This window comes from Gemmobacter nanjingensis, from assembly GCF_014652195.1.
Classification (GTDB): Bacteria; Pseudomonadota; Alphaproteobacteria; order Rhodobacterales; family Rhodobacteraceae; genus Gemmobacter; species Gemmobacter caeni.
Map to the genome: position 1 here is coordinate 76,135 of NZ_BMYI01000008.1, position 23,719 is coordinate 99,853.

Annotated in this window: 20 protein-coding genes; 8 read left to right on the forward strand and 12 right to left on the reverse strand. The window is 66.6% G+C overall.

Annotated features, from left to right (window positions below):
• Positions 1 to 49 precede the first annotated feature (49 nt).
• From glcF to IE126_RS13890, 4 genes are all read right to left on the reverse strand, one after another.
• Positions 50 to 1,357 carry a glycolate oxidase subunit GlcF gene (gene glcF, locus IE126_RS13875; RefSeq protein ID WP_108130050.1) on the reverse strand — a complete coding sequence of 436 codons (1,308 nt, stop codon included), beginning with the start codon at positions 1,355 to 1,357 and terminating at the stop codon, positions 50 to 52.
• Position 1,358: 1 nt separating this feature from the next.
• Positions 1,359 to 1,676, reverse strand: coding sequence for a hypothetical protein (locus tag IE126_RS13880; protein ID WP_145693645.1), 318 nt, complete (start codon positions 1,674 to 1,676; stop codon positions 1,359 to 1,361).
• Positions 1,673 to 2,725 (reverse strand): FAD-binding protein, encoded by a 1,053-nt coding sequence (locus IE126_RS13885; RefSeq protein WP_189381421.1) that lies wholly within the window; start codon positions 2,723 to 2,725, stop codon positions 1,673 to 1,675. The genes IE126_RS13880 and IE126_RS13885 overlap by 4 nt, the downstream gene beginning before the upstream one ends.
• 76 nt (positions 2,726 to 2,801) lie before the next feature.
• Positions 2,802 to 4,235, reverse strand: a complete 1,434-nt coding sequence (locus tag IE126_RS13890; protein ID WP_189381355.1) for an FAD-linked oxidase C-terminal domain-containing protein — start codon at positions 4,233 to 4,235, stop codon at positions 2,802 to 2,804.
• Between the two features lie 79 nt (positions 4,236 to 4,314).
• Between IE126_RS13890 and IE126_RS13895 the strand changes: the two genes are divergently transcribed.
• Positions 4,315 to 5,034: a DUF599 domain-containing protein gene (locus IE126_RS13895; RefSeq protein WP_108130098.1), complete on the forward strand. Its 720-nt coding sequence runs from the start codon at positions 4,315 to 4,317 to the stop codon at positions 5,032 to 5,034.
• Here IE126_RS13895 and IE126_RS13900 read toward each other — a convergent pair.
• From IE126_RS13900 to IE126_RS13920, 5 genes are all read right to left on the reverse strand, one after another.
• On the reverse strand, positions 5,020 to 6,267 hold the full coding sequence (locus tag IE126_RS13900) for a flavin monoamine oxidase family protein (RefSeq protein ID WP_189381356.1): 1,248 nt from the start codon (positions 6,265 to 6,267) through the stop codon (positions 5,020 to 5,022). The two genes, IE126_RS13895 and IE126_RS13900, sit on opposite strands and share 15 nt — an antisense overlap.
• A gap of 91 nt (positions 6,268 to 6,358) precedes the next feature.
• The gene (locus IE126_RS13905; protein WP_189381357.1) at positions 6,359 to 8,446 is read right to left on the reverse strand and encodes a glutamine amidotransferase; all 2,088 of its coding nucleotides are present in this window, start codon (positions 8,444 to 8,446) and stop codon (positions 6,359 to 6,361) included.
• A complete protein-coding gene (locus IE126_RS13910; RefSeq protein WP_189381358.1) occupies positions 8,443 to 11,193 on the reverse strand; it encodes a DUF4159 domain-containing protein in 2,751 nt (916 codons plus the stop codon). Before IE126_RS13910 ends, IE126_RS13905 begins: the two co-directional genes overlap by 4 nt.
• Positions 11,193 to 12,065, reverse strand: coding sequence for a DUF58 domain-containing protein (locus IE126_RS13915; protein WP_189381359.1), 873 nt, complete (start codon positions 12,063 to 12,065; stop codon positions 11,193 to 11,195). Before IE126_RS13915 ends, IE126_RS13910 begins: the two co-directional genes overlap by 1 nt.
• A complete protein-coding gene (locus IE126_RS13920; protein ID WP_189381360.1) occupies positions 12,062 to 13,060 on the reverse strand; it encodes an AAA family ATPase in 999 nt (332 codons plus the stop codon). Before IE126_RS13920 ends, IE126_RS13915 begins: the two co-directional genes overlap by 4 nt.
• Positions 13,061 to 13,118: 58 nt before the next feature.
• Between IE126_RS13920 and IE126_RS13925 the strand changes: the two genes are divergently transcribed.
• The 3 genes from IE126_RS13925 to IE126_RS13935 all read left to right on the forward strand — a co-directional run bounded on the left by IE126_RS13925 (position 13,119) and on the right by IE126_RS13935 (position 14,313).
• On the forward strand, positions 13,119 to 13,712 hold the full coding sequence (locus IE126_RS13925; protein WP_189381361.1) for a DUF1285 domain-containing protein: 594 nt from the start codon (positions 13,119 to 13,121) through the stop codon (positions 13,710 to 13,712).
• A 96-nt stretch (positions 13,713 to 13,808) separates the two neighbouring features.
• Positions 13,809 to 14,030, forward strand: coding sequence for a DUF2798 domain-containing protein (locus tag IE126_RS13930; protein WP_108130057.1), 222 nt, complete (start codon positions 13,809 to 13,811; stop codon positions 14,028 to 14,030).
• Positions 14,031 to 14,127: 97 nt separating this feature from the next.
• Entirely contained in the window at positions 14,128 to 14,313 is a 186-nt protein-coding gene (locus IE126_RS13935; protein ID WP_054303907.1) for a zinc-finger domain-containing protein, read from the forward strand.
• A 172-nt stretch (positions 14,314 to 14,485) separates the two neighbouring features.
• Here IE126_RS13935 and IE126_RS13940 read toward each other — a convergent pair whose 3' ends face one another.
• Together IE126_RS13940 and IE126_RS13945 are read right to left on the reverse strand one after the other, a co-directional pair.
• Positions 14,486 to 14,950 (reverse strand): GNAT family N-acetyltransferase, encoded by a 465-nt coding sequence (locus IE126_RS13940; RefSeq protein ID WP_189381362.1) that lies wholly within the window; start codon positions 14,948 to 14,950, stop codon positions 14,486 to 14,488.
• 184 nt (positions 14,951 to 15,134) lie between these two features.
• Positions 15,135 to 15,335, reverse strand: a complete 201-nt coding sequence (locus IE126_RS13945; protein WP_054303909.1) for a hypothetical protein — start codon at positions 15,333 to 15,335, stop codon at positions 15,135 to 15,137.
• A 72-nt stretch (positions 15,336 to 15,407) separates the two neighbouring features.
• Here IE126_RS13945 and polA point away from each other — a divergent pair, with 72 nt between their 5' ends.
• The 4 genes from polA to IE126_RS13965 are packed head-to-tail and all read left to right on the forward strand — an operon-like array spanning position 15,408 to position 21,265.
• A complete protein-coding gene (gene polA, locus IE126_RS13950; RefSeq protein WP_108130060.1) occupies positions 15,408 to 18,224 on the forward strand; it encodes a DNA polymerase I in 2,817 nt (938 codons plus the stop codon).
• Positions 18,221 to 18,601: an MmcQ/YjbR family DNA-binding protein gene (locus IE126_RS13955; RefSeq protein ID WP_189381363.1), complete on the forward strand. Its 381-nt coding sequence runs from the start codon at positions 18,221 to 18,223 to the stop codon at positions 18,599 to 18,601. Before polA ends, IE126_RS13955 begins: the two co-directional genes overlap by 4 nt.
• A gap of 55 nt (positions 18,602 to 18,656) precedes the next feature.
• Positions 18,657 to 20,447, forward strand: coding sequence for a helix-turn-helix transcriptional regulator (locus IE126_RS13960; protein ID WP_189381364.1), 1,791 nt, complete (start codon positions 18,657 to 18,659; stop codon positions 20,445 to 20,447).
• A gap of 50 nt (positions 20,448 to 20,497) precedes the next feature.
• Positions 20,498 to 21,265 (forward strand): DeoR/GlpR family DNA-binding transcription regulator, encoded by a 768-nt coding sequence (locus IE126_RS13965; protein WP_108130063.1) that lies wholly within the window; start codon positions 20,498 to 20,500, stop codon positions 21,263 to 21,265.
• A 3-nt stretch (positions 21,266 to 21,268) separates the two neighbouring features.
• Here the strand turns inward: IE126_RS13965 and IE126_RS13970 are convergent, their stop codons facing one another.
• Positions 21,269 to 23,713 (reverse strand): GcvT family protein, encoded by a 2,445-nt coding sequence (locus IE126_RS13970; protein WP_108130064.1) that lies wholly within the window; start codon positions 23,711 to 23,713, stop codon positions 21,269 to 21,271.
• Positions 23,714 to 23,719: the final 6 nt, after the last annotated feature.

Here is a 23,719-nt window from a genome sequence, read left to right on the forward strand (position 1 = left end):
GCCTAGCGGCCCCGCAGGGCAATCCTGTGGCCGTATCGCGGCACACCCCTCAGGATTGTGACAAAAGCCCGCCGCTGGCAAGGGCGCGCGGCACCGGACCGCCGGTCGCCCAATCCAGCAATTCGACCGTATGAACCACCGGCACCCCGGTTCCCGACCCGATCTGCATCATGCAGCCGATATTGCCCGCCGCGATGATCTGCGGCGCCTTCGCCTCCAGCGTTGCCACCTTGCGGCGCTTCAACTCAGCCGAAAGTTCGGGCTGCAACAGGTTGTAGGTGCCGGCCGAACCGCAGCACAGATGACTGTCGGCAGGTTCCACCACCTCGAACCCCACGCGTTTCAGCAGGTCTTTTGGCGCGGTCTTCACCTGTTGCCCGTGTTGCAGCGAACAGGCAGCATGATAGGCCACACGCAGCCCCTTCGGCGCACCCTCGGGCAGTCCAAGCCTTGCGAGAAGTTCGCTGATGTCCAGCGCCATGGCAGACACCGCCGCCGCATCCCCCGCCAAGGGATCGTTGCGGAACATATGGCCGTAATCCTTGACCGTGGTGCCGCAGCCCGAGGTATTGATGACCACCGCATCCAGCCCCGCACCACGCTTTTCCACCATCCAGGCCGCGATATTGGCTCCGGCCTGCGCATGGCTTTCGCCGCTGCGCCCCATGTGATGCGTCAGCGCCCCGCAGCAACCCATGCCTTTGGCCACAACCACCTCGCACCCCAGCCGGCGCAACAGCCGGATGGTGGCCTCGTTGATGTCGGTGTTCAGCGCCTTTTGCGCACAGCCCGTCAGCAGCGCCACCCGCATCCGCGCCGCGCCCTGCGCCGCAAACACCTGCGGATCGTCATTGCGACTGACCGGAGGCACCTGCTTCGGTGCCATGGCGATCATGGCCCGCAATCGCCGGTCCGGCAGCAGCCGCGCGAAGGGCCGCGCCATCTTGGCGCCCAGCAGCGCCAGCCGGAACCGCCCCGGATAGGGGATGATCCGGGACAGGAGCCAGCGCAGCGCCCGGTCGTGCCAGGGACGGCGATAGGTCTGCTCGATATACTCCCGCGCGTGATCCACCAGATGCATGTAATGCACCCCGCTCGGGCAGGTGGTCATGCAGGCCAGGCAGCTCAGGCAACGGTCGATATGCTTCACCGTCTGCGCATCGGCAGGCCGCCCGCTTTCCAGCATATCCTTGATCAGGTAGATGCGCCCGCGCGGGCTGTCCAGCTCGTCCCCCAACACCTGATAGGTCGGGCAGGTCGCGGTGCAGAAGCCGCAATGCACACAGGTCCGCAGGATCTGGTTCGCCCGTGCAATGCCGGGATCTTTCAGTTGCTCGGGGGTAAAGCTCGTCTGCATTTCAGATCAGTCCCGTCAGATAAAGCCCGGCGCCGGGGATGGCCAGCAGCCCGATCACCACCAGCGGATAAAACCGGGCAGGCAGAACCTGCCGCAGCGTCTGTGCCAGCCCGGCCAGCGCGATGGCTACACCAAGCGCCATGGCCTGAACCTGCCCCGGCAGGTTTTCCGCCCCAAGAGCCCGCAGATACAGCACGCCCATTGCCAGCAACGCCAGAAAGCAGCCACCCCAGAAGGGCCAGCCGCGCGGCAGAAGGCACAACAACAGATACACCACGACCGGCGGCCCGGCCTGCATTGCCCAGAATGGCAGCGTCATGCGAAAACCCCGCGCGGATCGAACTGCAGACGCAGGCCATTGGTCAATGTGGCAATCGTCGGCGGCTCCTCCGGGCCTGCCACTCCCCCCCGCAGACAGGTCGCATGGCCGGAAAAGGCGCCGAGCCGCCCGACAACATCGCTGCCCGGCGCCATCAGCGCCCAGACCAGCCCGCCGCCCCAGTCATAGACGACCGCCTCGGCCCCCAGACGCGCCACCACGCCCGGCGCCTCGGAGGGGCGCAGGGACAGCCGCCAAAGATCTCCGGGGCGCCCTGCAAGCGCCGTGACATCGCGGATCGCCGCCCAGGGCGAGGCCACCTCCACCCCCGCACCGTAAGATGCCAGCACCGCGCGCAGCCGCTCCAGCCTGTAGCGCACCGATCCCTCGAACCCTTCGATCCGCAGGTAAGTCCCCTGCCCCGGCAGATGCGCCGTCCCCGTGACCTCATAGGGCGATCCCAGCGCGGCAGACAGCGCCTCCACAGCCTGCGCATCCGACAGCCCGGACAGGCACAGCGTCGCCTCCGTCTCGGGGCGGGGCAGCACCTTCAGGGCCACTTCGGTCAAGACCCCCAGCCGCCCCCGGCTGCCCGCCAGCAGCTTCACCAGATCATATCCGGTTACGTTCTTCATCACCCGGCCGCCATTGCGGATCACCTCGCCGCGCCCGTCGACAAAACGCACGCCGAGGCAGAAGTCGCGACAGGCCCCCACCGAAACCCGGCGCGGACCCGAGGCATTTTCGGCCACGACACCCCCCAGGGTCGAAGTCCCCTCGCGCCCCAGCAGTCCGCGCAGATCCGGCACCTCGAAGGCCAGCCGCTGCCCCTCGGTGGCCAGCAGCGCCTCCAGTTCCGCGACCGGCGTCCCCGCCCCGGCCACCAGCGTCAGCGCGCCCGGCTCGTACAGCGTGACCCCGTTCAGCCCGCCGGTTTCCAGGACCGCTCCCGCAGGCAAAGCCCCACGCGTGCCGCCGCCACGCACGACCAGCGGCCCCGAGGCCGCCCGGATGATCTCGCAAAGTTCCGCTTCGCTTGCTGGCCGCATCTCGTTCATCTGTTCAAAAATATCCTCGGGGGGGGGGGCCGAAGGCCGTGGGGGGCAGACAGCCCCCGCCAAGCTTTCAACCCGCGCGACGACTGGCCGTCACCTGCAACGGAAAAACCTTGGCGGGATTGAGCAGCCATTTCGGGTCAAACACGTCTTTCACCCGCAACTGCGCCTCCAGATCGGTGGGGCCATACTGCACCGCCATCAGGTCGCGCTTCTCTATCCCCACGCCATGCTCGCCGGTCAGGCAGCCGCCCACCTCAACACAGAGCTTCAGAATCTCAGCGCCAAGCGCCTCGCATTTCTCCTGATCGCCCGGCAGATTGGCATTATAGAGGATCAGCGGATGCATGTTGCCGTCCCCGGCATGGAAGACATTGGCCACATCCAGCCCGAAATCACGGCTCAGCTCGCCAATGCGTTTCAGCACGAAAGGCAGGCTCGACACCGGGATCGTGCCATCAAGGCACATGTAATCATTGATCTGCCCCATGGCGCCAAAAGCCGATTTGCGGCCAAGCCAGATGCGTTTCGCCTGATCGGCGTCCGCCGCTTCGCGCAGTTCCACCGGGTTGTGCCGCCGGGCGATCTGCATGATCAGGTCAAGCTGGTGCCGGATCTCGGCCTCCGATCCCTCCACCTCGACGATCAGCAGTGCCTCGCACATCGGATAGCCCGCCCTGGCGAAAGCCTCGCAGGCCTCGATGCAGGGCCGGTCCATGAATTCGATGGCGACAGGCAGCACGCCCGCCTTGATGATGTCCGACACGCAGGCACCAGCCACTTCGGACGAATCGAATCCCATCAGCACCGGCAGCGCGCCCTCGGGCTTGGGCAGGATGCGCAGCGTGGCCTCTGTCACCACACCCAGCTGCCCTTCCGAGCCACAGACAACGCCCAGCAAATCCAGCCCCGGCGCATCCATCCACGGCCCGCCGATCTCGACCACCGTGCCATCCATCAACACCATGGTCACACCCAGCAGATTATTGGTCGTCACGCCGTATTTCAGGCAATGCGCCCCGCCCGAGTTCATGGCGATATTGCCCGCAATGGCACAGGCGAGCTGGCTGGAGGGATCGGGGGCGTAGAAGAACCCCGCTTCCTCCACCGCGCCCGAAACGCTCAGGTTGGTGCGGCCCGACTGCACGCGGATGAAACGGTCCGTGTAGCTGACCTCCAGCACCGCATTCATCCGCGCGACGCCCAGAATCACGCTGTCCGCAGTGGGCAGCGCCCCGCCCGCCAGCGAGGTGCCCGCACCACGCGGCACCACCGGCACACCTTCGTCATGGCAGATTTTCAGCGCGGCGGCGACTTCAGTGGTACTGCGCGGCAGGATGGCCGCCAGCGGCGGGCAGCGATAGGCCGACAGCGCATCGCATTCGTAGGCGCGCAGTTCATGCAGGTCATCCACCACCGCATCGGCGGGCAGAACCTCGCGCAGACGCGCGACAATCCGCGCCTTGCGCGACAGGATCGCGGCATCGGGCCTTGGCATATCCATGGCAGACCTCCCTGATTGGTAAAAAAGTATAACCAATTTTTGCTTTTGGCAAGCCAAGGCTTTGGTCTATCAACGCCTGATGGACCTGCCGACACTTCTTCTTCAGTTCTCGACCGCCGACATGCTTGCCGTGGCCTATACGCTGGCCGGGGTGATTGTGCTGCAACTGACCATAGAACGCCCGAATGGGCGGCACCCTTCGGTCTCGGTCATCATGGCATATTACCGGCGCGACTGGATGCGGGAATTCGTGACCCGGCAGCCGCGCATGTATGATGCCTCGGTGCTGGATGGCTTGCGGCAGGGCATCACCTTTTACGCCTCGACCTGCATGCTGGCGCTCGGCGGTGGCCTGGCATTGCTGGGCGATACCGCCCCGCTGGAGGGGCTGGCCGTTGCGTTTTCCCTGCATGATGATCCGGCGCTGGTGATGAAGGTGAAGATCGTCTTCATCCTGTCCTTCGTGGTGAACGGTTTCCTGAAATTCGTCTGGTCGCACCGGCTGTTCGGCTATTGCTCGCTTCTGATGGCGTCGGTTCCGAATGATCCGGAGCATCCCGCCGCCTATGACCGCGCCGCCCGCGCCGCCGAGGTGAACATCACCGCTGCCAAGAACTACAACCGGGGCCTGCGCTCGGTCTATTTCGCGATCGGCGCTCTGGGCTGGCTGGTCGGGCCCTGGGGGCTGTTCCTGACCATGACGGCAACATTCGCCACGCTGATCCGGCGCGAATTCGCCTCGCAGTCGCGTGCAGCCATGCTGCCGCGCCTGTCGGAAGACCCCTCAGACCACCACTGACAAACGGGCCGCGACCGCCTGCGCGACGGCCTCCCCCGACAGACGGGCACCGCCGGCGGTCTGCACGAGGCCAGCCCCCGCCAGCGCCTCGCCCGCGAACCAGATGCGGTCGCCCACAGACTTTCGCAGCACATCCCGTGCCCCTGCCTTGCCGGGCCGCGCCGCCGCATAGGCCCCGCGCACCCAGCGCTCGCCGCCCCAGCGTGTCATTGCGCCCCGCCCGATATGGCGCTGCACATCCGAGCCGAACATGTCGGCCAGCCGGTCGCAGACGAAGTCCACCCCGGCCTCGGCCCCTGCCGCCTCGATCTCCCATGCGAAATCGCCGCCGACGAATCCGACCATCAGGTCGAGGTCGAAAGGAAAGCACAGAAAGTACAGATCATGCCGCGCATGGCGCTCCATCAGCAGATCGTCGAAGGGCGCAAGGCCCAGCCGCGTGCCACTGACCGCGACGGGGATCTTGGTCAGCAGCCCCATCGGCAGATCGAAAATCGCCTCCTGCTGTGCTTCGGGCAGCGCAGGGGCAAAGGTGATGCCATCGAATTGCAGCACCCCGGTCGAGACGGTCACGATCACAGCCCGTGCGCGCTGCGTACCCCGATCGGTTTCCACCTCGACCCCCGGCCCGTCCCAGCGGATCTGCCGCACCGGCGTGCGCAGCCACACCGGCACATCGGCCCCCCAATGGTGGATCAGCGCACCAAATCCTTCCCGTGTGAAGTAATTGGGGTCCAGATCCGCCGCTGCCCGGAAATCGGCGATGGAGATTTCGTCATCATCGGCGCCGAAATCCATCGGCCCCGCAAAGGTCGACGAGGCGCGCAGATAATGGCAATCCGCCAGCACCGCGGACAGCCGGTCCTCCGCCCCTTGGTGCGCGGCAATGCAATCTGCCATCGCCCGCTCTGCCGCCCGCATCCGCGCCAGATCGTCATCAGAGGCCCGGCGCGATCCGAAATACAGGTGATCCAACCCCATGTCGTGATGATAAAGCGTCCAGCCCGCCGCCTGTGCTTCGGGAAAGAAGGGATTGCGATCGGCGGCATGCAGCCAGGCGCAGCCGACGTCGAAAGGCACGCCGAAATCGGCGGTCGTGGTCCAGGCCCGCCCCCCGATCCGGCCCATCGCCTCCATCACCGTGAAACTCAGCCCCGCCGTGCGCAAGGCGCGCGCCGCAGCCAGACCTGCAACTCCGGCACCGACAATAACAACATCGACGTCCCCGCCCATGAATCCCTCCGCCGAAAATTTCCGTGAAAAAATCAAAGAACGGCAAAGCCGCAGACGCAGCATGCACCCGGCAGGGGATTCGGGGAAGCGTTCAGCGGCGGGCGGGCAGACGCCCCTCGCGCAGCCAGGCGGCAAGGATCAGGACGCTGGCCAGCAACAGCCATGCCCAGCCTGGCAGCAGGGCGGCAACCCGTACATCCTGCGTGAGGTAGGCCCCCCGCGGAGTGATGCCCAGCCAGCCGCGCCCGGCAGCCACCCGGCCCGGAGCAACCTGCCGCAGGTCGAAGGCGCCGTCCTCCAGCCGCAGCACGCCGCCGCCGGATTGCGCCAGAACCGGCTCCAGCACATCGGGCGCAGCGATGGTGCGTTCAAACTCTTTCGGCGCCGGGGGGCCAAGCGCCACGACCGTCTGCAACTCGCCCTGCTTCAGGCGGTAAAGCCCGACCTGTGGCGCGGCGATATCGGCCTCGTAATGCCCCGGCTCCACCTCGGGCAGCACCAGTTCGGTTTCTTTGCCATCCGGTGCGGTCAGCGTCACCGGACCAGGCGGCACTTCGGCCAGCGTGCGCCGGGTGACGATCAGACGCCCCGCGGCGCCCGCATGGGCCGACAGGGTTTCCTCTTCCAGCTCGGGCTCTTTCAGCATCCAGTGGGCCAGGCGGCGCAGCAGCTCCAGCTGCGGCCCGCCCCCCTCGTAGCCGCGTCCCCAGAGCCAGGCCTGATCCGAGGCCAGCACCGCGATGCGCCCCTGCCCTTCGCGCGCCAGAACCAGCAGCGGCTTGCCCTCGGCGCCTTCCATCACGACCTGACCGGCGCCACGCGCCGCAATCTCGATCTGGCGGAACCAGCGGCCCCACCCGGATTCGGGCGCCCCGGTCTCCAGCCCCTGCGTCACCGGATGGCGATGCCCCAGCGCAGTGATCTTCGGGCGAAAGCCCCCCTCCAGCACGCGGCTGGTGGTCGTGACCGGCAGGATATCGGCAAGGGGCGAGCGCCACAGACTGTCGGCCGTGCCGAACTCCGGCCCCGCCGCCACCAGAACCGTACCGCCACGCGTGACGTAATCGCGCACGTTTTCAAGGTATTGCAGCGGCAGGATACCGCGCAGGCGGTAACGGTCGAAGATGATCAGATCGAATTCCTCGATCTTCTCCACGAACAGTTCGCGCGTCGGAAAGGCGATCAGCGACAGTTCGTCCACCGGAATGCCATCCTGCTTTTCCGGCGGCCGCAGGATGGTGAAATGCACCAGATCCACCGACGGGTCGGATTTCAGCAGGTTGCGCCAGACCCGTTCGCCCGCATGCGGCTCGCCCGAAACCAGCAGCACCCGCAGCCGGTCACGCACCCCGTTGATCGCGGTGACCGAGCTGTTGTTGCGGGTGGTCAGTTCACCCACCGAGGTCTGCACCTCGAATTGCAGGATGTTCTGGCCGCCATGCGGAAGGGTGACCGGCAGTTCCAGATCCTCTCCGACCGGCACGGAATACCAGCGCGGCTCGCCGCCATCTATGGCGATGGACAGCTGCGCCTCGCCCTGCAATGCCTCTGGCACGGCGCCGTCATCCTCGATCCGCAGCGTCAGCGTCAGTTCTTCGCCCAGAATGGCGAAGGCGGGCGCGTTCTTGACAATCAGGCGGCGGTCCCAGTCGGCGCGTTTGCCGGTCAGCAGCAGGTGCAGCGGTGCGGGCATCTGTGGCGCAAGTTCGGTGTCATGCACCTGCCCGTCCGAGACGATCACCGCTCCGGCGACCCGTGCGCGGGGTTCCTCGGCCAGCGCCTCGGCCAGGGCGGTCATCACGCGCGAGCCACCATCCCCCGGCGCATCGCGCACCGTGACCTCGCGCAATTCGGTGCCGGGCATCGCCGCCACTTCGGCCCGCAGGCGGGCCAGCGCCGCCTCTGTCTGCGCCTCGCGCCCGCCGATGCCCTGACTTGCGGTGCGGTCCACCACAGCGATCACGATGTCCGACAGCGGCGCGCGGTCTTCTTCTTGCAGCGAGGGATTGGCCAGCGCCACCAGCGCCACAATGGCAGCCAGCCCGCGCAGCCACCACCCAGGCAGCCTGCGCCAGAAGGCCAGCGCCACCAGCACCACGGCCACCACACCCAGCGCAGCAATCACTGCAAGCGGCAATTGCGGGTCCAGCACGATACCGCCAGCCAGAACGGGTTTCATTGGCCCAGCCTTTCCAGCAGCGCGGGCACATGCACCTGATCGGATTTGTAGTTGCCGGTCAGCACATGCATGATGAGATTGATCCCGAAGCGATAGGCGATCTCGCGTTGCCGGTCCCCGCCCGAACCGCGCCCGACCGGATGCGAGGGGATGCCGATTTCATCCACCGCCCAGGCCGCCGCCCAGTCATTCCCGCCGATCACAACCGGCGTCACCCCGTCATTGAGATTGCGAAACGGCATGCCCTCGGCCTGGGCCGCATCGGGGGGTGCCGCCTCGACCCAGACCGGCCCGGAATAACGGCCCGGAAAATCCTGCAACAGATAGAAGGTGCGGGTCAGGACGTGATCTTCGGGCACAGGCTCCAGCGGCGGGATGTCCAGGCCCGAGGCGATGAGTTGCAGCCGCTTCGATTCCGGCGTGGTGCCGCCGCTGACGCCCGCATCCCGCGTATCGAACAGGATCATGCCGCCGGTGCGCAGAAAATCGTTCAGCTTGCGATAGGCATTGACCGAAGGCAGCGGCTGGTCGGCGGTGACCGGCCAGTAAAGGAAGGGAAAGAACGCCAGTTCGTCGCGTTCGATATCGACGGCCATAGGGGCGCCCGGTTCGACGGTGGTGCGTTCGAACAATCGCATCGACAGGCCGCGCAGCCCCGCCTGCGCCAGATCATCCACCCGCTTGTCGCCAGTCAGGATATGGGCGAGACGCACCTCGCCCGTCGCCTCGATGGCAAAGGCATCCTCTGCCGCATCGGCCCGCGCGGCGGGCGCCGGGAAGGTGAGCATCAGCGCCAGCATCAGCCGCGCCGCCAGCCCGCCTGACAAACGGCCCGAAATGCCCAGCGCCGCCAGAATATCAACCAGCATCAGGGCCAGCGCAGCCCCGAGGAGCGGCCCTTTAAGGGGACGTTCCGTGTCGCGCGCGGCGCCCTCGACCGGGGTGCCCGCAGGCCAGATCGCCGCTTGCAGCGTGGTGTCCGCTGCGGTCACATTCAGCGCCACGCGGCGGTCTTCCTCCTCGTAAAGACCGGGCAGCAGGTCGGGGCCGGGGCGCCCCACCGCCAGAGCCTCTCCCGTCACACCCGGCAGATTGCCCGCATCCTGCGCCACGCCGAAGGCATCCAGCACCTGCACCGGCGCAAAGCTGTGCCCGGCCAGCGCGCGATCTTCGGTCATCCCGATGCGGGCAGCCGTAACCAGCCGGTCCAGCATCTGCACGAACAACCCCGACAGCGGCAGCGAGGACCATTCGGCATTGGCCGTGACATGGAACAGCACCACCTGCCCCGCGCCCGTCTCCTTGCGCGTCACCAGCGGCGTGCCATCGGCCAGCGCGGCAATGGTCCGCGCGGCCAGTTCCGGCCCCGGTTCAGCCAGCACCTGCCGGGTCACCGAAACCTCGTCAGGCACCGCCAGACCGAAAAACGGGCTGCCCTCGGCAAAGGGCGCCAATGTGCGGGGGTCGCCCCAACTCATCGCGCCGCCGAGATTACGGCCCCCCGCGCGCAAACGCACTGGCAGCAACGGGTCATCCTCGCCCGGCGCCCATTCGGCGGCGGCCAGACGCGGCCCGGCGAAGCGCAGGAGCGTGCCCCCCTCGGCCACCCATTTCAGCAGCGCCTCGGCCTCGGCGTTGCCCAGCCGCGCAACATCGGTCAGCACCACCACATCGGGGCTGGCCAGCAGCACATCCGACAGGCCGCCCTCGATCAGATCAGCCTCGGGCGCCATCGCCTGCCGCAGATAATGCGCAGGCGACAGCAGGATCAGCCCCTCGGCATCCGCCTCGCTGCCTACCAGCGCCACTTTGCGCCGCTTGAGGCTGTCATCGGTCAGCGAGACCGCCCCCGCCGTCGGCTGACCAGCGATTTCAAACCGCGTCAGCCGGTTGCGCAACTCGGGCGGCAGGTCGAGCGTCCCCTCAGCGACACCCTGCCCGGTGGCGAACACCAGCGTGGTGCGGGCCAGTTCGCGTTCGATCCCGGCAGGGTCCGGGCCACGGGCCGAAATCTCGATCTCCTGCTGCGCGCCGGCAGGCAGGCGCAGCGCGGCAAGCTGCACTGCCCCATCACGGAACACCGGCGGCTTCAGCGCGATCACCGGACGCGGTGTTTCAAACACGGTCAGCGGGCCATGTGTGGCCATGGCGACTGCCAGATCGGCACGCCCCGGATGGTCCAGCCCGTCGGACAGCCAATAGGTTTCAAACCGCCCCTCGCCCAGCGCAGCGGCCCAGGCCGACAGATCGGCAGGCGCGAAAGGTTGCGGTACCAGCCCGGCCAGACGGTCGCGGATGGCAGCAGCGCTGTGGAACACCGGAGCCTCGGGCCGGTCGGTCAGACGGATCAGCCCGACCGTGCGCCCGGCACGGCCGGCCGCCTCGGCCTTGGTCATCGCGCGGTCGATGCGGCGCGGCCAGTCACGGGCATCGGCCCAGGTGCCATCCACCACGATCAGCAGCGGGTCATCCGTCGCAGCCGCAGGCGGCGCGGGGTTCAGCACCGGCCCGGCAAAGGCGATGATCGCCGCCGCCAGCGCCGCCATGCGCAGCAGCAGCAGCCAGAGCGGCGTGCGCTCCGTCTCGGCATCCTCGTCGGTCAGGCCCAGCAGAAGGGCCACACCCGGAAAACGGCGACGCAGGGGCGCGGGGGGCACCGCACGCAGCAAAAGCCACAGCAGCGGCAGTGCAGGCAAAGCCAGCAGCAAAAGCGGCGCGGTGAAACCGACAGGGCCCAGCATCCACATCAGAGCGCGGCCTCCAGCGCCCGGTAAAGCCACAGCAGAGCCGGTTGCGGCGCGGTGCCGGTGTGATGCGTGGTCACATGCCAGCCCGAGGCGGCGGCAAGTTCAGCCAGCCGCGCCTTGCGTTCGGCCAGCCGCGCCAGATAGCGGTCGCGCAGGTCACCCGCACGGCGGGTTTCATGGCGCAAGGTGCCGCCCATGGATTCAAAGATCGTGCGGCCGTCGAAGGGAAAATCCTCCTCCGCCGGGTCCAGCACCTGAAGCAGCACGCCCCGCGCGGCGCGCGCTGTAGCCGCCTCCAGCGCGGCCTCGACCCCTGCCAGATCGCCAAGGAAATCAGAGATCAGCACGACGCGGCCATGGTGCGGCAAGCCGCCAACCTCGGGGCGGCCGTAATCCTCGGCGCTGTCCTCGGCAAGCGCCAGCGCCAGCCGTTCAGCCTGTGCCCGCCCCGAACGCGGTGCGATGTCACCACCCGCCAGACCGACCCGCTCGCCCCCGCGCAGCAAAAGCACTGCCAGCGCCAGCGCCAGAAGCCGCGCACGGTCCGCCTTGGTCGGGCGGTCTTTCGCGCCGGAAAACCGCATCGAAGCCGCCGGATCAACCCACAGCGCCACACTCTGCGCCGCCTGCCATTCGCGTTCGCGCACGAAATGCGCATCCGACCGGGCAGAACGGCGCCAGTCGATACCGCGCGCGCCATCCCCGGCATGGGCCGGGCGGTATTGCCAGAATTCATCCCCCAGACCGGCGCGGCGACGACCGTGGTCGCCCAGAACCACCGCCTGCGCCAGATGATCCGCCGCCGCCAGCAGCGGCGGCAGCGTGGCGCCGAGCGTTTCGGCCCTTGCACGCAGGTCGGGGGAAGCGGTCACGCGGCGGCCTCAAGCCCGAGGCTGCGGGCCGTGGCGGCGGCAATGACATCGGCAAGGCTTTCGCCCCGCGCCCGCGCGGCAAAGGTCAACGCCATGCGGTGCACCAGCACCGGCTGCGCCAGCGCCGCCACATCGGCAACCGACGGGGCCAGACGCCCCTCCAAAAGAGCGCGCGCGCGCACTGCCAGCATCAGCGCCTGCGCCGCACGCGGCCCCGGCCCCCAGGCCAGCGTACCGGCCAGCGCGGCCCCCTCGGGTTCACCCGGACGGCAGCCGCGCACCAGATCGAGGATCGCCTCGACCACGCTGTCGCCCACCGGCATGCGGCGGATGACCTCTTGCGCGGACAGCAGTTCTTCGGCGGTGAACACCGCATGCACCACCGCCTCGGTCGCGCCGGTGGTGGCCAGCAGGATGTCACGTTCCGCCTGACGCACCGGATAGGCGACGTCGATCTGCAACAGGAACCGGTCAAGCTGCGCCTCGGGCAGCGGATAGGTGCCCTCCTGTTCAATCGGGTTCTGCGTTGCAAGCACATGGAACGGGCGGCCCAGCGGGCGGTGCTGCCCGGCGATGGTCACCTCGCGTTCCTGCATCGCCTGCAACAGTGCCGATTGCGTGCGCGGGCTGGCGCGGTTGATCTCATCCGCCATCAGAAGCTGGCAGAACACCGGCCCCTCGATGAAACGGAAGGCGCGGCTGCCATCGGCGGCAGTTTCCAGCACTTCGGAGCCGAGGATATCGGCGGGCATCAGATCGGGCGTGAACTGGATGCGGTTGCCATGCAGGCCCAGCACGGTGGACAGCGTATCGACCAGCCGCGTCTTGCCCAGACCGGGCAGTCCCACCAGCAGCGCATGCCCGCCACACAGGATCGAGGCAAGCACCAGATCGACCACTTTTTCCTGCCCGATGAACCGCTTGTCGATCATGGCCTTAGCCACCGCCAGCCGGTCGCCCAGCGCCTCGATCCGCGTCACCAGTTCATCGGTCATGACATCTGCCCTTCGTAGACTATATTCGTATTAGAACGGATCACGGGCGCAGGCACAAATGACAAAAGCGAAATCAGAGCCAAAGGTCGAAACTTCGGGTCTGCTGGAGCAGGCGCAGCGCGCGGCGAAGAAAGGCCCGCCGCCGGTGCATCTGTGGAACCCCGATTATTGCGGCGAGATGGACATGCGCATCGCCCGCGACGGCACATGGTTTCACGAGGGCACCCCCATCGGCCGCGCACCGCTGGTGAAACTGTTCGCCTCGATCCTGAAGCTGGAGGAAGGGCGCTATTACCTCGTCACCCCGGTCGAGAAACTGGGCATCGTGGTCGAGGACGCGCCCTTCATCGCCGTGGATTTCACCCGCGAAGGTGCGGGCGAGGCCCAGCGCCTGACCTTCACCACCAATGTCGGCGACGAGGTGACGGCCGGCCCCGAACACCCGATCCGCGTCGAACGCCACGGGCCGGAGGGCGAACCCGCGCCTTACGTCATGGTGCGGCGCGGGCTGGAGGCGCGGATCGACCGCAAGAGTTTCTACCGCCTCGTCGAAATCGGTGTCACGCGGCCCCATGAAGGGGCGGACTGGTTCGGGCTGATGTCGGATGGTGCCTTCTTTCCGGTCATTCCCGCCGCAGAACTGGGCAGCTGACGCGCAGGAGCCTCCGCACAAGGCAGCCTGCGCGGGCGCACAGGACAATGGCAGTGCCCTTGCGCTAACAGAAGCGCATTCCTGACCGAGGTTGCCATGATCCCCGCCCGTTTCTCCCCTGTCCTGTTCGGCCTGATCCTGTCGGGGCTGATGTCCTGGATCGTCAGCGGCATCGCCACCCTGCGCGCCCTTGGCCCTGCACCGGGCTTTTTGGGCGAATGGATGGGAAGCTGGCTCACCGCATGGGCCGTGGCTTTCCCGGTCGTGCTGCTGGTGGCGCCGGTTGCCCGCCGCATCGTGGCCCGGCTGACGGTCTGACGCCGCAGCGCGGCGCTTCGCCCTTGCCGCCCTCGCCGCCTGCTTTTATCATGCGTCAAAGGCCCTCAGGGCCAAGCCATGATCCATGAGGACAGCCATGACCATCGAAGCCCCGGAAACCCAGGTCGTCACCACTTGGAAAGTGGCCTGCGACGGAGGCGAAGGCGCGCTTGGCCACCCGCGCGTCTGGCTGACCATTCCGCAGGATACCGGCTTCGTCGAATGCGGCTATTGCGACAAGCGCTATGTGATCGACCGCGATCACGCCCACGACGACCACTGATCCCCGCACGATACCGCCGCTGACTGACCGGCAATTTGCTGACTCGTCGATGCCGGGCAGGGTCGTGGCTTTTGACGACAGGGCGAATCGCCTGCCGCTGGCCGCAGGGCCGCGATGCGGGGCCAGTCCCCGGCACCACGGCGCTGCGCCCGTCCCTTTCGCCTTCAGACGATCAGGCCAGCGCCACAGCAAATCGCGGCCCGCTCACCGGAAGCTCCGCCAGTCCCATCGCCCGATAGGCGGCCTGTGCGTCGGTATTCGCCGGATGGGTCGAGATGGTCAGCCCGCTGCGCCCTTCTTCCAGCGTCAGTTCCCGCGCCGCTGCGATCAGCGCCCGGCCAACGCCCGCCCGCCGGAAGGGCTGCTGCACGAACAGGTGGTCCATCACATATCCCACCTGCCCCGTCACCAGGTTCTGCCGCGCCACAAGCAGGGCATAACCCACCGGATGCGGCGCCGGGCTGTCAGCCAGACAGGCGACCAGGAGCCGCGTTGCCGGGCTTTGGAATACCAGCCGCGACAGATCGGCGGGGGTGATGGTCGCCGCGTCGCCATGATGCGCGGCCAGCGCAATCAGCATGCGATGCACCTCGGGCAGATGCACGGGTTCGGCGGTTCGGACGTTGACGACAGACATATGGAAGGTTCCTTTGCGTTTCGCCCGCTTGGGAACCCCGATCCTCATGGCCTGCCCCTCGCGGGCGGCCTGTGGGTCATGTGGAAATGCTGACCGGCCGCCTATGTAGCGTCGGACCAATAAAACGAGACGAGGGCGATCAGGTTCAGCATGGCGCGCACCATGGCGCCGCGCCGCGCGCGCGTCAAGCCCCGCGTTTGGCGCTGATCGCCCCGAGGATGGCGCCCAGCACCGCCCCTGCGGGCATCCAGAAGAACGCCACGCTCATCGCATAGGCGCCTTCGGCCTGCGAGACCGGCATCACATAGGTCAACCCGACCGCGATCCCCAGTGCGACCAGCGCCCCCAGCACGAAACCGGCCAATGCACGTCCCAGAACCCGCATCCATGCCTCCGATGGGTGGCAGACAGCCCCCGTTCGTGCCAATACTGCCATGAAACCGCGCGGAGAACGACCATGACTTTCGGCAAGGGCTGCCATCTTCACCTCATCGACGGCTCGGCCTTCATCTTCCGCGCCTATCACGCGCTGCCGCCGCTGACGCGCAAGACCGACGGCCTGCCCATCGGCGCGGTCGCCGGGTTCTGCAACATGCTCTACCGCTATATCGAGGGCAACAAATCCGGCGACGCCCCGACCCATGTGGCGGTGATCTTCGACCATTCGTCGAAAACCTTCCGCAACGAGATCTTTCCGGCCTACAAGGCCAACCGCCCCGAACTGCCCGAAGACCTGCGCCCGCAATTCCCCCTGACGCGGGAGGCCACGCGGGCCTTCAACATCGCCTGTATCGAGACCGAGGGCTACGAGGCCGATGACATCATCGCCACCCTGTCCTGCAAGGCCCGCGATGCCGGGGGCCGGGTGACCATCATCTCTTCCGACAAGGATCTGATGCAGCTCATCGGCGATGGCGTCGTGATGTTCGACGCGATGAAGAACAAGACCATCGACCGCGACGAGGTGTTCGAGAAATTCGGCGTGGGACCGGAACGGGTGGTGGATGTGCAGTCGCTGGCCGGGGACAGCGTGGATAACGTGCCGGGTGCGCCCGGCATCGGTATCAAGACGGCGGCACTTCTGATCACCGAATATGGCGATCTGGAAAGCCTTCTGGCGCGAGCGGGTGAGATCAAGCAACCCAAGCGACGGGAAACGCTGGTGAATTTCGCCGACCAAATCCGGGTTTCCAAGGAACTGGTCACGCTGAAGTGCGACACGCCGCTGGATTTCTCACTGGAAAGCCTTGAAGTGAAGGAGCCGGAACCCGAGGCGCTGATGGCCTTCCTCAACGCGATGGAATTCCGCACCCTGACCAAGCGCGTCGCCGACAAGCTGGACATCACGCCCCCCGCGATGCCCACCGCCGCCCCCGTTGCGGGCGAAGAGGTGGCAGAGCCGGTCGCCCTGCCCTTCGATCACAGCGCCTATGAGGGCGTCACCACCCCCGAGGCGCTGGACCGCTGGATCGCCCGCATCCGCGAGGCGGGGCATGTGGCGTTCGACACCGAAACCACCAGCCTTGACGAGATGCGCGCCGATCTGGTGGGCATCTCGCTGGCAGTCGATGCAGGGGCGGCCTGCTATATCCCGCTGGGGCATCGGCAGGGCGGCGGCGATCTGTTCACCTCCGATGCGCCGGTGGAAGGGCAGATGCCGCTTGAAGCCGTCATCGCCGCGCTGAGGCCGGTGCTGGAGGATGCGGCGATCCTGAAGATCGGGCAGAACATCAAATACGATCTGAAGATCATGGCGCGTCACGGCGTCAACCTGTTCCCCATCGCTGACACCATGCTGATGAGCTATGCGATGTTCGCGGGCCTGCACAATCACGGCATGGACGAACTGTCTGACCGTTACCTTGGCCACAAGCCGATCCCGATCAAGGATCTGATCGGCAGCGGCAAGTCGCAGATCACCTTCGACCGCGTGGCCATCGCCGATGCGGTGAAATACGCGGCCGAGGATGCCGATATCACGCTGCGGCTCTGGCAACGCTTCGCGCCGATGCTGCATCGCGCGCAGGTCACCACGGTCTATGAGACGCTGGAACGTCCCCTGATCCCGGTTCTGGCCGAGATGGAGATGGCGGGCGTGAAGGTGGATCGTGATGTGCTGTCCCGCATGTCAAACGCCTTCGCGCAAAAGCTTGTGCAGCTTGAGGAGGAAATTCAGGGCATCGCGGGCAGCAAGTTCAACGTGGGTTCCCCCAAGCAACTGGGCGAGATCCTGTTCGACCAGATGCAGATCCCCGGCGGGCAGAAAGGCAAGACCGGCGCCTATGCCACTGGCGCCGATGTGCTGGAAGATGTGACCACGCTGGAAGACACCCATCCGCAGGGCGCGCAACTGGCGGCCCGGGTGCTGGACTGGCGGCAGATCGCCAAGCTGAAATCCACCTATACCGACAGCCTTCAGGACCATATCAACCCCGATACCGGACGGGTGCATACATCCTATTCCATCGCCGGGGCCAACACCGGGCGTCTGGCCTCCACCGATCCGAACCTGCAAAACATTCCCGTCCGCAGTGAGGAAGGCCGCCGTATCCGCGAGGCTTTTGTGGCGCCCGAAGGCCGGGTGCTGGTCAGCCTCGATTACAGCCAGATCGAATTGCGCATCCTTGCCCATATCGCCGACATTCCGGCGCTGAAACAGGCGTTCCGTGACGGGCTGGATATCCATGCCATGACCGCCTCGGAAATGTTCGGCGTGCCGGTGGAAGGCATGGACCCGATGATCCGGCGGCAGGCCAAGGCCATCAACTTCGGCGTGATCTACGGGATTTCCGGCTTCGGCCTTGCCCGCAACCTGCGCATCCCGCGGGCCGAGGCGCAGGGCTTCATCGACCGTTACTTCGAACGCTTCCCCGGCATCCGCGCCTATATGGATGACACGATTGCCTTCGCCAAGGCGCACGGCTTCGTGCAGACCCTGTTCGGCCGCAAGATCCACACGCCCGAGATCAACGCGAAAGGCCCCGGCGCCGGGTTTGCCAAACGCGCCGCGATCAACGCGCCGATCCAGGGCACGGCGGCCGATGTGATCCGCCGCGCGATGATCCGCATGCCTGCCGCCATTCAGGGCATCGACGCGAAGATGCTGTTGCAGGTGCATGACGAACTGCTGTTCGAAGTGGCCGAGGATCAGACTGACCGCCTGATCGCCACGGCCCGTGAGGTGATGGAAAGCGCCGCCGAACCGGCGGTGAAGCTGAGCGTTCATCTGCAAGCCGATGCCGGACGCGGCCCGAACTGGGCGGCGGCGCATTGATTTCCGACTGGCCCGCTCTGAAGGCGTTTGCGCTGGGGCTGGGCCTGCCCCGGATCACGGTGGAACACCCCTGGGGCAACGAGGCGCTGAAGGCGCATGGCAAGATGTGGTGCTGGTGGTCGCCGCTGGTTGATGCCGCGGTCTTTCGCGCCGAACCGGAAGAACGCGAGATGCTGATGCAGGCGGATCCCGCCACCTTCTTCCTGCATCCGCATTATGCCCGCAGCGCGCTGGTTCTGGTGCGGGCCGGACACATCGACCCCGGCTGGGCCCGCCCGCGCCTGATCCGTGACTGGCGCGCGGCGGCACCGAAACGCTGGTTGCGGGACTGGGATGCCGCGCAGACCCCGGATGGTCCGGGCCGCGAAACCGGGTGAAAGAAACGGCATCCGCTGCTAGAGTGTCCCGATTGGAACCAAAGCAGACAGGACAATGCCGGATCAGACGCACAAGGGTCAGCTTGCCGATCAGGCGTTTCTGTTCGGCCCCGAGGACGGGCGCGCGCCGGAAGACGGCGCCACGGCCGATCCGATCGACATGCAGATCGTGGCAAGCACCTATCGCTCTATCGTCGATCAGGATGCTTTCGAGGATATGATCGCAAGCTGGGCCGCCAAGCTGGACCAGATCGAACCGGAAACCGGGCGCAGGCGGGGCCTGTCGCAGCAATTGTTCGGCCAGTTGATGATGGCGCGGCACACGCTGGAAACGCTCGACATCCCGGCCGAGAACGACCCGCTGAAACGCGCGATTACTGATGTGCCGGGGCCTGCGGTCGTACTGACACCCGATGGCCGGGTGGCCATGGCCAATATCGCGGGCGAGCGCGCCTTTGCCACCAAGCAGGGCGCCTTTCTGGATACCGAGGTGATCGCCCCCGCCTCGCTTCAGGATTACACGGCACTGATGCGGGCGGCGCGCGGCCAGGGCAATGCGGCGCAGGCCATCCTGACCGTGATCCCGCCCCCGGAAACAGAGCTTCCGCCCTTTACCGCCGAAGGCTACATGATCGCCGTGCGCGGCCAAAGCGGTGCGCATGTGGCGCTGCGCTCGCTCGAAATCGCGTGGGAGCCTTCGGTCTCGGCCCGCCTGCGCGAGGCCTTCGGGCTGAGCGCCGCCGAAGCGGAGGTGGCGCGGCTGTTCTTCCTACTGCGTGACATTGACCGCATCGCCGAGGCACGGGCTGTGTCGCGCCTGACCGTGCGCACGCAGGTCAAGACCATCATGTCCAAGGTCGAGGCCCCGACAAACGTCGATCTGATGCGGCTTCTGGCGATGATCGCGGGGCGCGAGGCGATGGGCCAGCGCGGCGAAAGCCCAGTCTGGCAGGATCCGCTGGGCCGCGAGGACCGCATCGAGACGCCAGACGGCCGGGTGGTGACCTGGACATGGATGGGCGCGCGTGACGGCCGCCCCGCCGTGCTGCTGCGCGGCTTTCCGATGACCTATATCCTGCCGCCCGAGGCCGAGGACCGGCTGCGCCGCGCCGGGGTGAAACTTTATGCCCTGTCGCGCCCCGGCTATGGCAACAGCTCGCTCCACAAGGATCTGGATGTACGGCAGGACAATCAGGCCGCCCTGCGGATGTTTCTGGACAGGGTCATCCGCCAGCCCTGCCTTGGCATCGGTATGTCCAACGGCTTTGTCCCGCTGCTGGAGGAACAGCAAGCCAATCCCGCGCGGTTTCATGCGCTGATGGCTATTGGCTATACCGGCGTGCTGGACCGCAGCGGCATACACCGCCTGCAACCGATCCAGCGCACCATGATGCGGATGGCGGCACATACACCCTGGCTGGCGGAACTGGTGGCGAAATCGGCGCATCGCATGATGCGGCAACATGGCGTCGACTGGTATCTGGAGCGGGCCTACCGCACCCGCCCGCTGGACATGCGCACCTGTCAGAACCCAGAGGTGGCGGCGCTGATCCGCAACGCCTGTGAACACCTTCTGAAACAGGGACATGGCGCTTTCGTGCGCGACCTGCAACTGGCGGGTGCGCCCATCGACGCGGCCATCGAGGCGCTGACCATCCCGCTGCTGTTTCTCGCCCCCGTGCTGGACGGGGTGTTCGACGAGATGCGCTACCGCCAGATCGAGCGGCGCAACCCCAGGATCCGGGTCGAGCCTGTCGCCGATGCGGGCGAACTGATCTTCTACCAGCAAAGCCGCCTGATTGTGGACCGGATCATCGAACTGTCGCGTGCGCCGCAGCCCGCCTGACCGGGGCGGTTCTGTTGCAATGGCAGGCATTCTGGCGGATAACCACGGCGATGACCAAGTATTCCTATCAGATCGAAAATGCGGTCGCGCTGCGCGGCTCGATCTCTGTCGGCGAGCTGTCCGATCTGCTGGGCGTATCGGATCAGACCATCCGCAGGGTCATCAAGCCGCTGGTCGATGCGGGCAAGGTGCGCAAGGTCCATGGCGCCATCGTCGCGGTGTCGAAGCCGGTGGATGCGCCCTATCACGCCCGGATGCAGCTCATGCGGCAGGAAAAGACCGCCATTGCCACGATGGTCGCCTCGATGGTGCAGGACGGCGAAAGCCTTGCCATCGACACCGGATCGACCTCGGGCTTCATCGCGCAGGCGTTGCAGATCCGGCGCAACCTGACGGTGGTCACCAATTCCACCTTCGTCGCCTCGACACTGGCCACCGTACCGGGCAACAAGGTCTATATGGCGGGCAGCCAGTTGCGCGACCATGACGGCGCCGCCTATGACCGGCAGGCCTTCGCCACCATCGAACGGATACGGGTCGGGCGCTGCATCCTGTCAGCCTCAGCCGTCGATCCCCGGCGCGGCTTTCTGGCCTTCGAGCAATGCGAGGCCGATATCGCCGATGCCATGCAGGCGATCGCCGAAGGCACGATCATGGCGGTGGATCATTCCAAATTCACCGAAGGGCGCCGCCCGCCCAGCGCCTTTCAGGTGCAGCTTGCCCCCGACAGCCAGATCGTGACGGACCGGCCGCCTGCCGCCGATTTTACCGAAGTGCTGGCGCCGTTCCGGCTGGTGTCCTGCCAGACCGGCGCCTGAGCCTCAGGCCTTCACCCGCGCCATCTTCGGGTCGTAAAGCGGCGCCAGAGAGACTTCGGCGGGCACCCGGATCGTCGCCACCTCAAGCTCATACCGGCCTGACAGCACATAATCGGCACTGACCCCTTCGGGGTTGCGGACATAGCCCATACCGATGGACCGGCCGAGCGTATGGCCGAAGCCACCCGAGCTGAGCCAGCCGACGCGCTGCCCGTCACGATAGATCGTTTCGCGGCCACTGAGGATGATGTCGGGCGAGGTGGTGAAGGTCGCCATCATCTTGCACACCCCGCTCGCCCGCTGCGCCGCAACCGCCTCGCGGCCCCGGAAGGGGATGTCTTTCTTCAGCTTCACCGCCCAGCCAAGGCCCGCCTCGTCCGGTGTGTGGTCCGGCCCGATCTCGGCGCCCCAGGCCCGATAGCCCTTTTCAAGACGCAGCGTTTCAATGGCGCGGTAGCCCGCATTGCGCAGCCCATGCGCCGCGCCCGCCTTGTGCAGCGCGGCATAGACGGCGCTGGCGTATTCCACCGGGAAATGCAGTTCCCACCCCAACTCGCCCACATAGGTGACCCGCATCGCCAGCACCGGGCAACCGGCGATGCCAATGGTCTGGGCCGTGCCAAAGGGGAAGGCGGCGTTCGACACATCTGCCCGCGTAACCGCTTGCAGGATGGCGCGCGCGCGCGGCCCCATCAGCGACAGCACTGCATGGGCCGAGGTGATGTCGAACAGCTGCGCATTCATGCCTGCCGGGATATTGCGCGAAATCCAGTCAAAATCACGGGTGGCGAAGCCGGTGCCGGTGACGATGTAGAACTCGTCCCGCGCCCGGCGCACCACGGTCAGATCGGCCTCGATCCCGCCCCGGTCGTTCAGCATCTGGGTATAGGTCAGGCTGCCGACCGGACGCCCCACATCATTCGCGGCAATCCATTGCAGCGCAGCCTCGGCATCCGGGCCTTTCAGCGCGAATTTGGCGAAAGAGGTCTGGTCGAACAGCACCGCCGCCTCGCGGCAGGCGCGATGTTCGCGGCCCACCGCATCGTGCCAGTTCGGCCGCTGGAAGGTGTAGATATCCGCCTGCCCCTCGCCTGCCGCCAGATCGGCGAACCAGTTCGGCCGTTCCCAGCCCAGCTTTTCGCCGAACACCGCGCCATCGGCCTTCAGCGTGTCATACAATGGCGATTTGCGGCAGGGCCGGGCCGAATGGTGTTCCTCGCTGGGCCAGGCCATCGTGTAATGCTTGCCGTAAGCCTCATAGGTCCGGCTGCGAATCCAGTCGGTATCGAAATGGGGGCGGCCGAAGCGGCGGATGTCGGCGGGCCAGAGGTCAAAGGGTGCCTGCCCCTTGGCCACCCATTCCGCCAGCGCCATGCCCGCCCCGCCACCCGAGGCGATGCCGAAGGCGTTGAACCCGGCACCGACGAAGAAATTCCGCTGTTCCGGTGCCTCGCCCAGAATGAACATCCCGTCGGGGGTAAAGCTTTCCGGCCCGTTGATCATCTGTTTCACGCCTGCCCGTTCCAGGGCGGGCACACGGCCCAGCGCCAGCTCCATGATCGGGGTGAAATGGTCAAAGTCATTGTCCAGCAGCGTGTAATGGAACCCCGGCGGCAGAGATCCGTCGCGCCAGAGCTTCGGGTTCGGCTCGTAGCCGCCCATCACCAGCCCGCCAACCTCTTCCTTCCAGTAAGTCAGGCGATCAGGGTCACGCAGCGTGGGCAGGGTAGAGGTCACGCCCTCGATCCGTTCGGTGACGATATACTGGTGCTCCACCGGCACCAGCGGCACGTTCACCCCATGCGCGGCGCAGAAGGGGCGCGTCCACATACCGGCGCAGACCACGACCTTTTCACAGTCGATGCGCCCCTGTTCGGTGACGACACCCCGGATCACCCCGTTCTGGATGTCCACCGAAAGCACCTTCACATCTTCGAAGATCTGCGCCCCGGCCATGCGCGCGCCCTTGGCCAGCGACAGCGTGATGTCGGACGGGTTGGCCTGCCCGTCAGTCGGCAGGAAAGCCGCGCCGACGACATCGCCGATGTCCATCAGCGGCCACAGATCCTGCGCCTCCTGCGGCGACAGAAGCTGCATGTCCAGCCCGAAGCTGTGCGCCGTGGTCGCCTGCCGCTTCACCTCGGTCCAGCGTTCCTCGTTGCAGGCCAGCCGCAGCCCGCCGTTCATCTTCCAGCCGGTCGCCTGCCCCGTCTCGGCCTCCAGCTTCTTGTAAAGGTCGATGGAATAGCCCAGCAACTGCGTCACATTCGCATTGCTGCGCGCCTGACCAACAAGGCCCGCCGCGTGGAAGGTGGTGCCCGATGTCAGCTTCTTGCGTTCCAGCAGCACGACCTCGACGCCCATCTTGGCCAGATGGTAGGCGGTCGAGCAGCCGACGATACCGCCGCCGACGATCACGACCTTTGAGGATGAAGGAAGGCTGGTCATCACAAA

Excerpts from the sequence above, each read along its gene's own strand:
- IE126_RS13885 (WP_189381421.1), bottom strand. The coding sequence starts at position 2,725 with ATGCGGCCAGCAAGCGAAGCGGAACTTTGCGAGATCATCCGGGCGGCC.
- glcF (WP_108130050.1), bottom strand. The coding sequence starts at position 1,357 with ATGCAGACGAGCTTTACCCCCGAGCAACTGAAAGATCCCGGCATTGCA.
- IE126_RS13970 (WP_108130064.1), bottom strand. The coding sequence starts at position 23,713 with ATGACCAGCCTTCCTTCATCCTCAAAGGTCGTGATCGTCGGCGGCGGT.
- IE126_RS13895 (WP_108130098.1), top strand. The coding sequence starts at position 4,315 with ATGGACCTGCCGACACTTCTTCTTCAGTTCTCGACCGCCGACATGCTT.
- IE126_RS13890 (WP_189381355.1), bottom strand. The coding sequence starts at position 4,235 with ATGGATATGCCAAGGCCCGATGCCGCGATCCTGTCGCGCAAGGCGCGG.
- polA (WP_108130060.1), top strand. The coding sequence starts at position 15,408 with ATGACTTTCGGCAAGGGCTGCCATCTTCACCTCATCGACGGCTCGGCC.
- IE126_RS13905 (WP_189381357.1), bottom strand. The coding sequence starts at position 8,446 with ATGAAACCCGTTCTGGCTGGCGGTATCGTGCTGGACCCGCAATTGCCG.
- IE126_RS13900 (WP_189381356.1), bottom strand. The coding sequence starts at position 6,267 with ATGGGCGGGGACGTCGATGTTGTTATTGTCGGTGCCGGAGTTGCAGGT.
- IE126_RS13880 (WP_145693645.1), bottom strand. The coding sequence starts at position 1,676 with ATGACGCTGCCATTCTGGGCAATGCAGGCCGGGCCGCCGGTCGTGGTG.
- IE126_RS13920 (WP_189381360.1), bottom strand. The coding sequence starts at position 13,060 with ATGACCGATGAACTGGTGACGCGGATCGAGGCGCTGGGCGACCGGCTG.
- IE126_RS13960 (WP_189381364.1), top strand. The coding sequence starts at position 18,657 with ATGCCGGATCAGACGCACAAGGGTCAGCTTGCCGATCAGGCGTTTCTG.
- IE126_RS13910 (WP_189381358.1), bottom strand. The coding sequence starts at position 11,193 with ATGTGGATGCTGGGCCCTGTCGGTTTCACCGCGCCGCTTTTGCTGCTG.
- IE126_RS13965 (WP_108130063.1), top strand. The coding sequence starts at position 20,498 with ATGACCAAGTATTCCTATCAGATCGAAAATGCGGTCGCGCTGCGCGGC.
- IE126_RS13940 (WP_189381362.1), bottom strand. The coding sequence starts at position 14,950 with ATGTCTGTCGTCAACGTCCGAACCGCCGAACCCGTGCATCTGCCCGAG.
- IE126_RS13930 (WP_108130057.1), top strand. The coding sequence starts at position 13,809 with ATGATCCCCGCCCGTTTCTCCCCTGTCCTGTTCGGCCTGATCCTGTCG.
- IE126_RS13945 (WP_054303909.1), bottom strand. The coding sequence starts at position 15,335 with ATGCGGGTTCTGGGACGTGCATTGGCCGGTTTCGTGCTGGGGGCGCTG.
- IE126_RS13925 (WP_189381361.1), top strand. The coding sequence starts at position 13,119 with ATGACAAAAGCGAAATCAGAGCCAAAGGTCGAAACTTCGGGTCTGCTG.
- IE126_RS13935 (WP_054303907.1), top strand. The coding sequence starts at position 14,128 with ATGACCATCGAAGCCCCGGAAACCCAGGTCGTCACCACTTGGAAAGTG.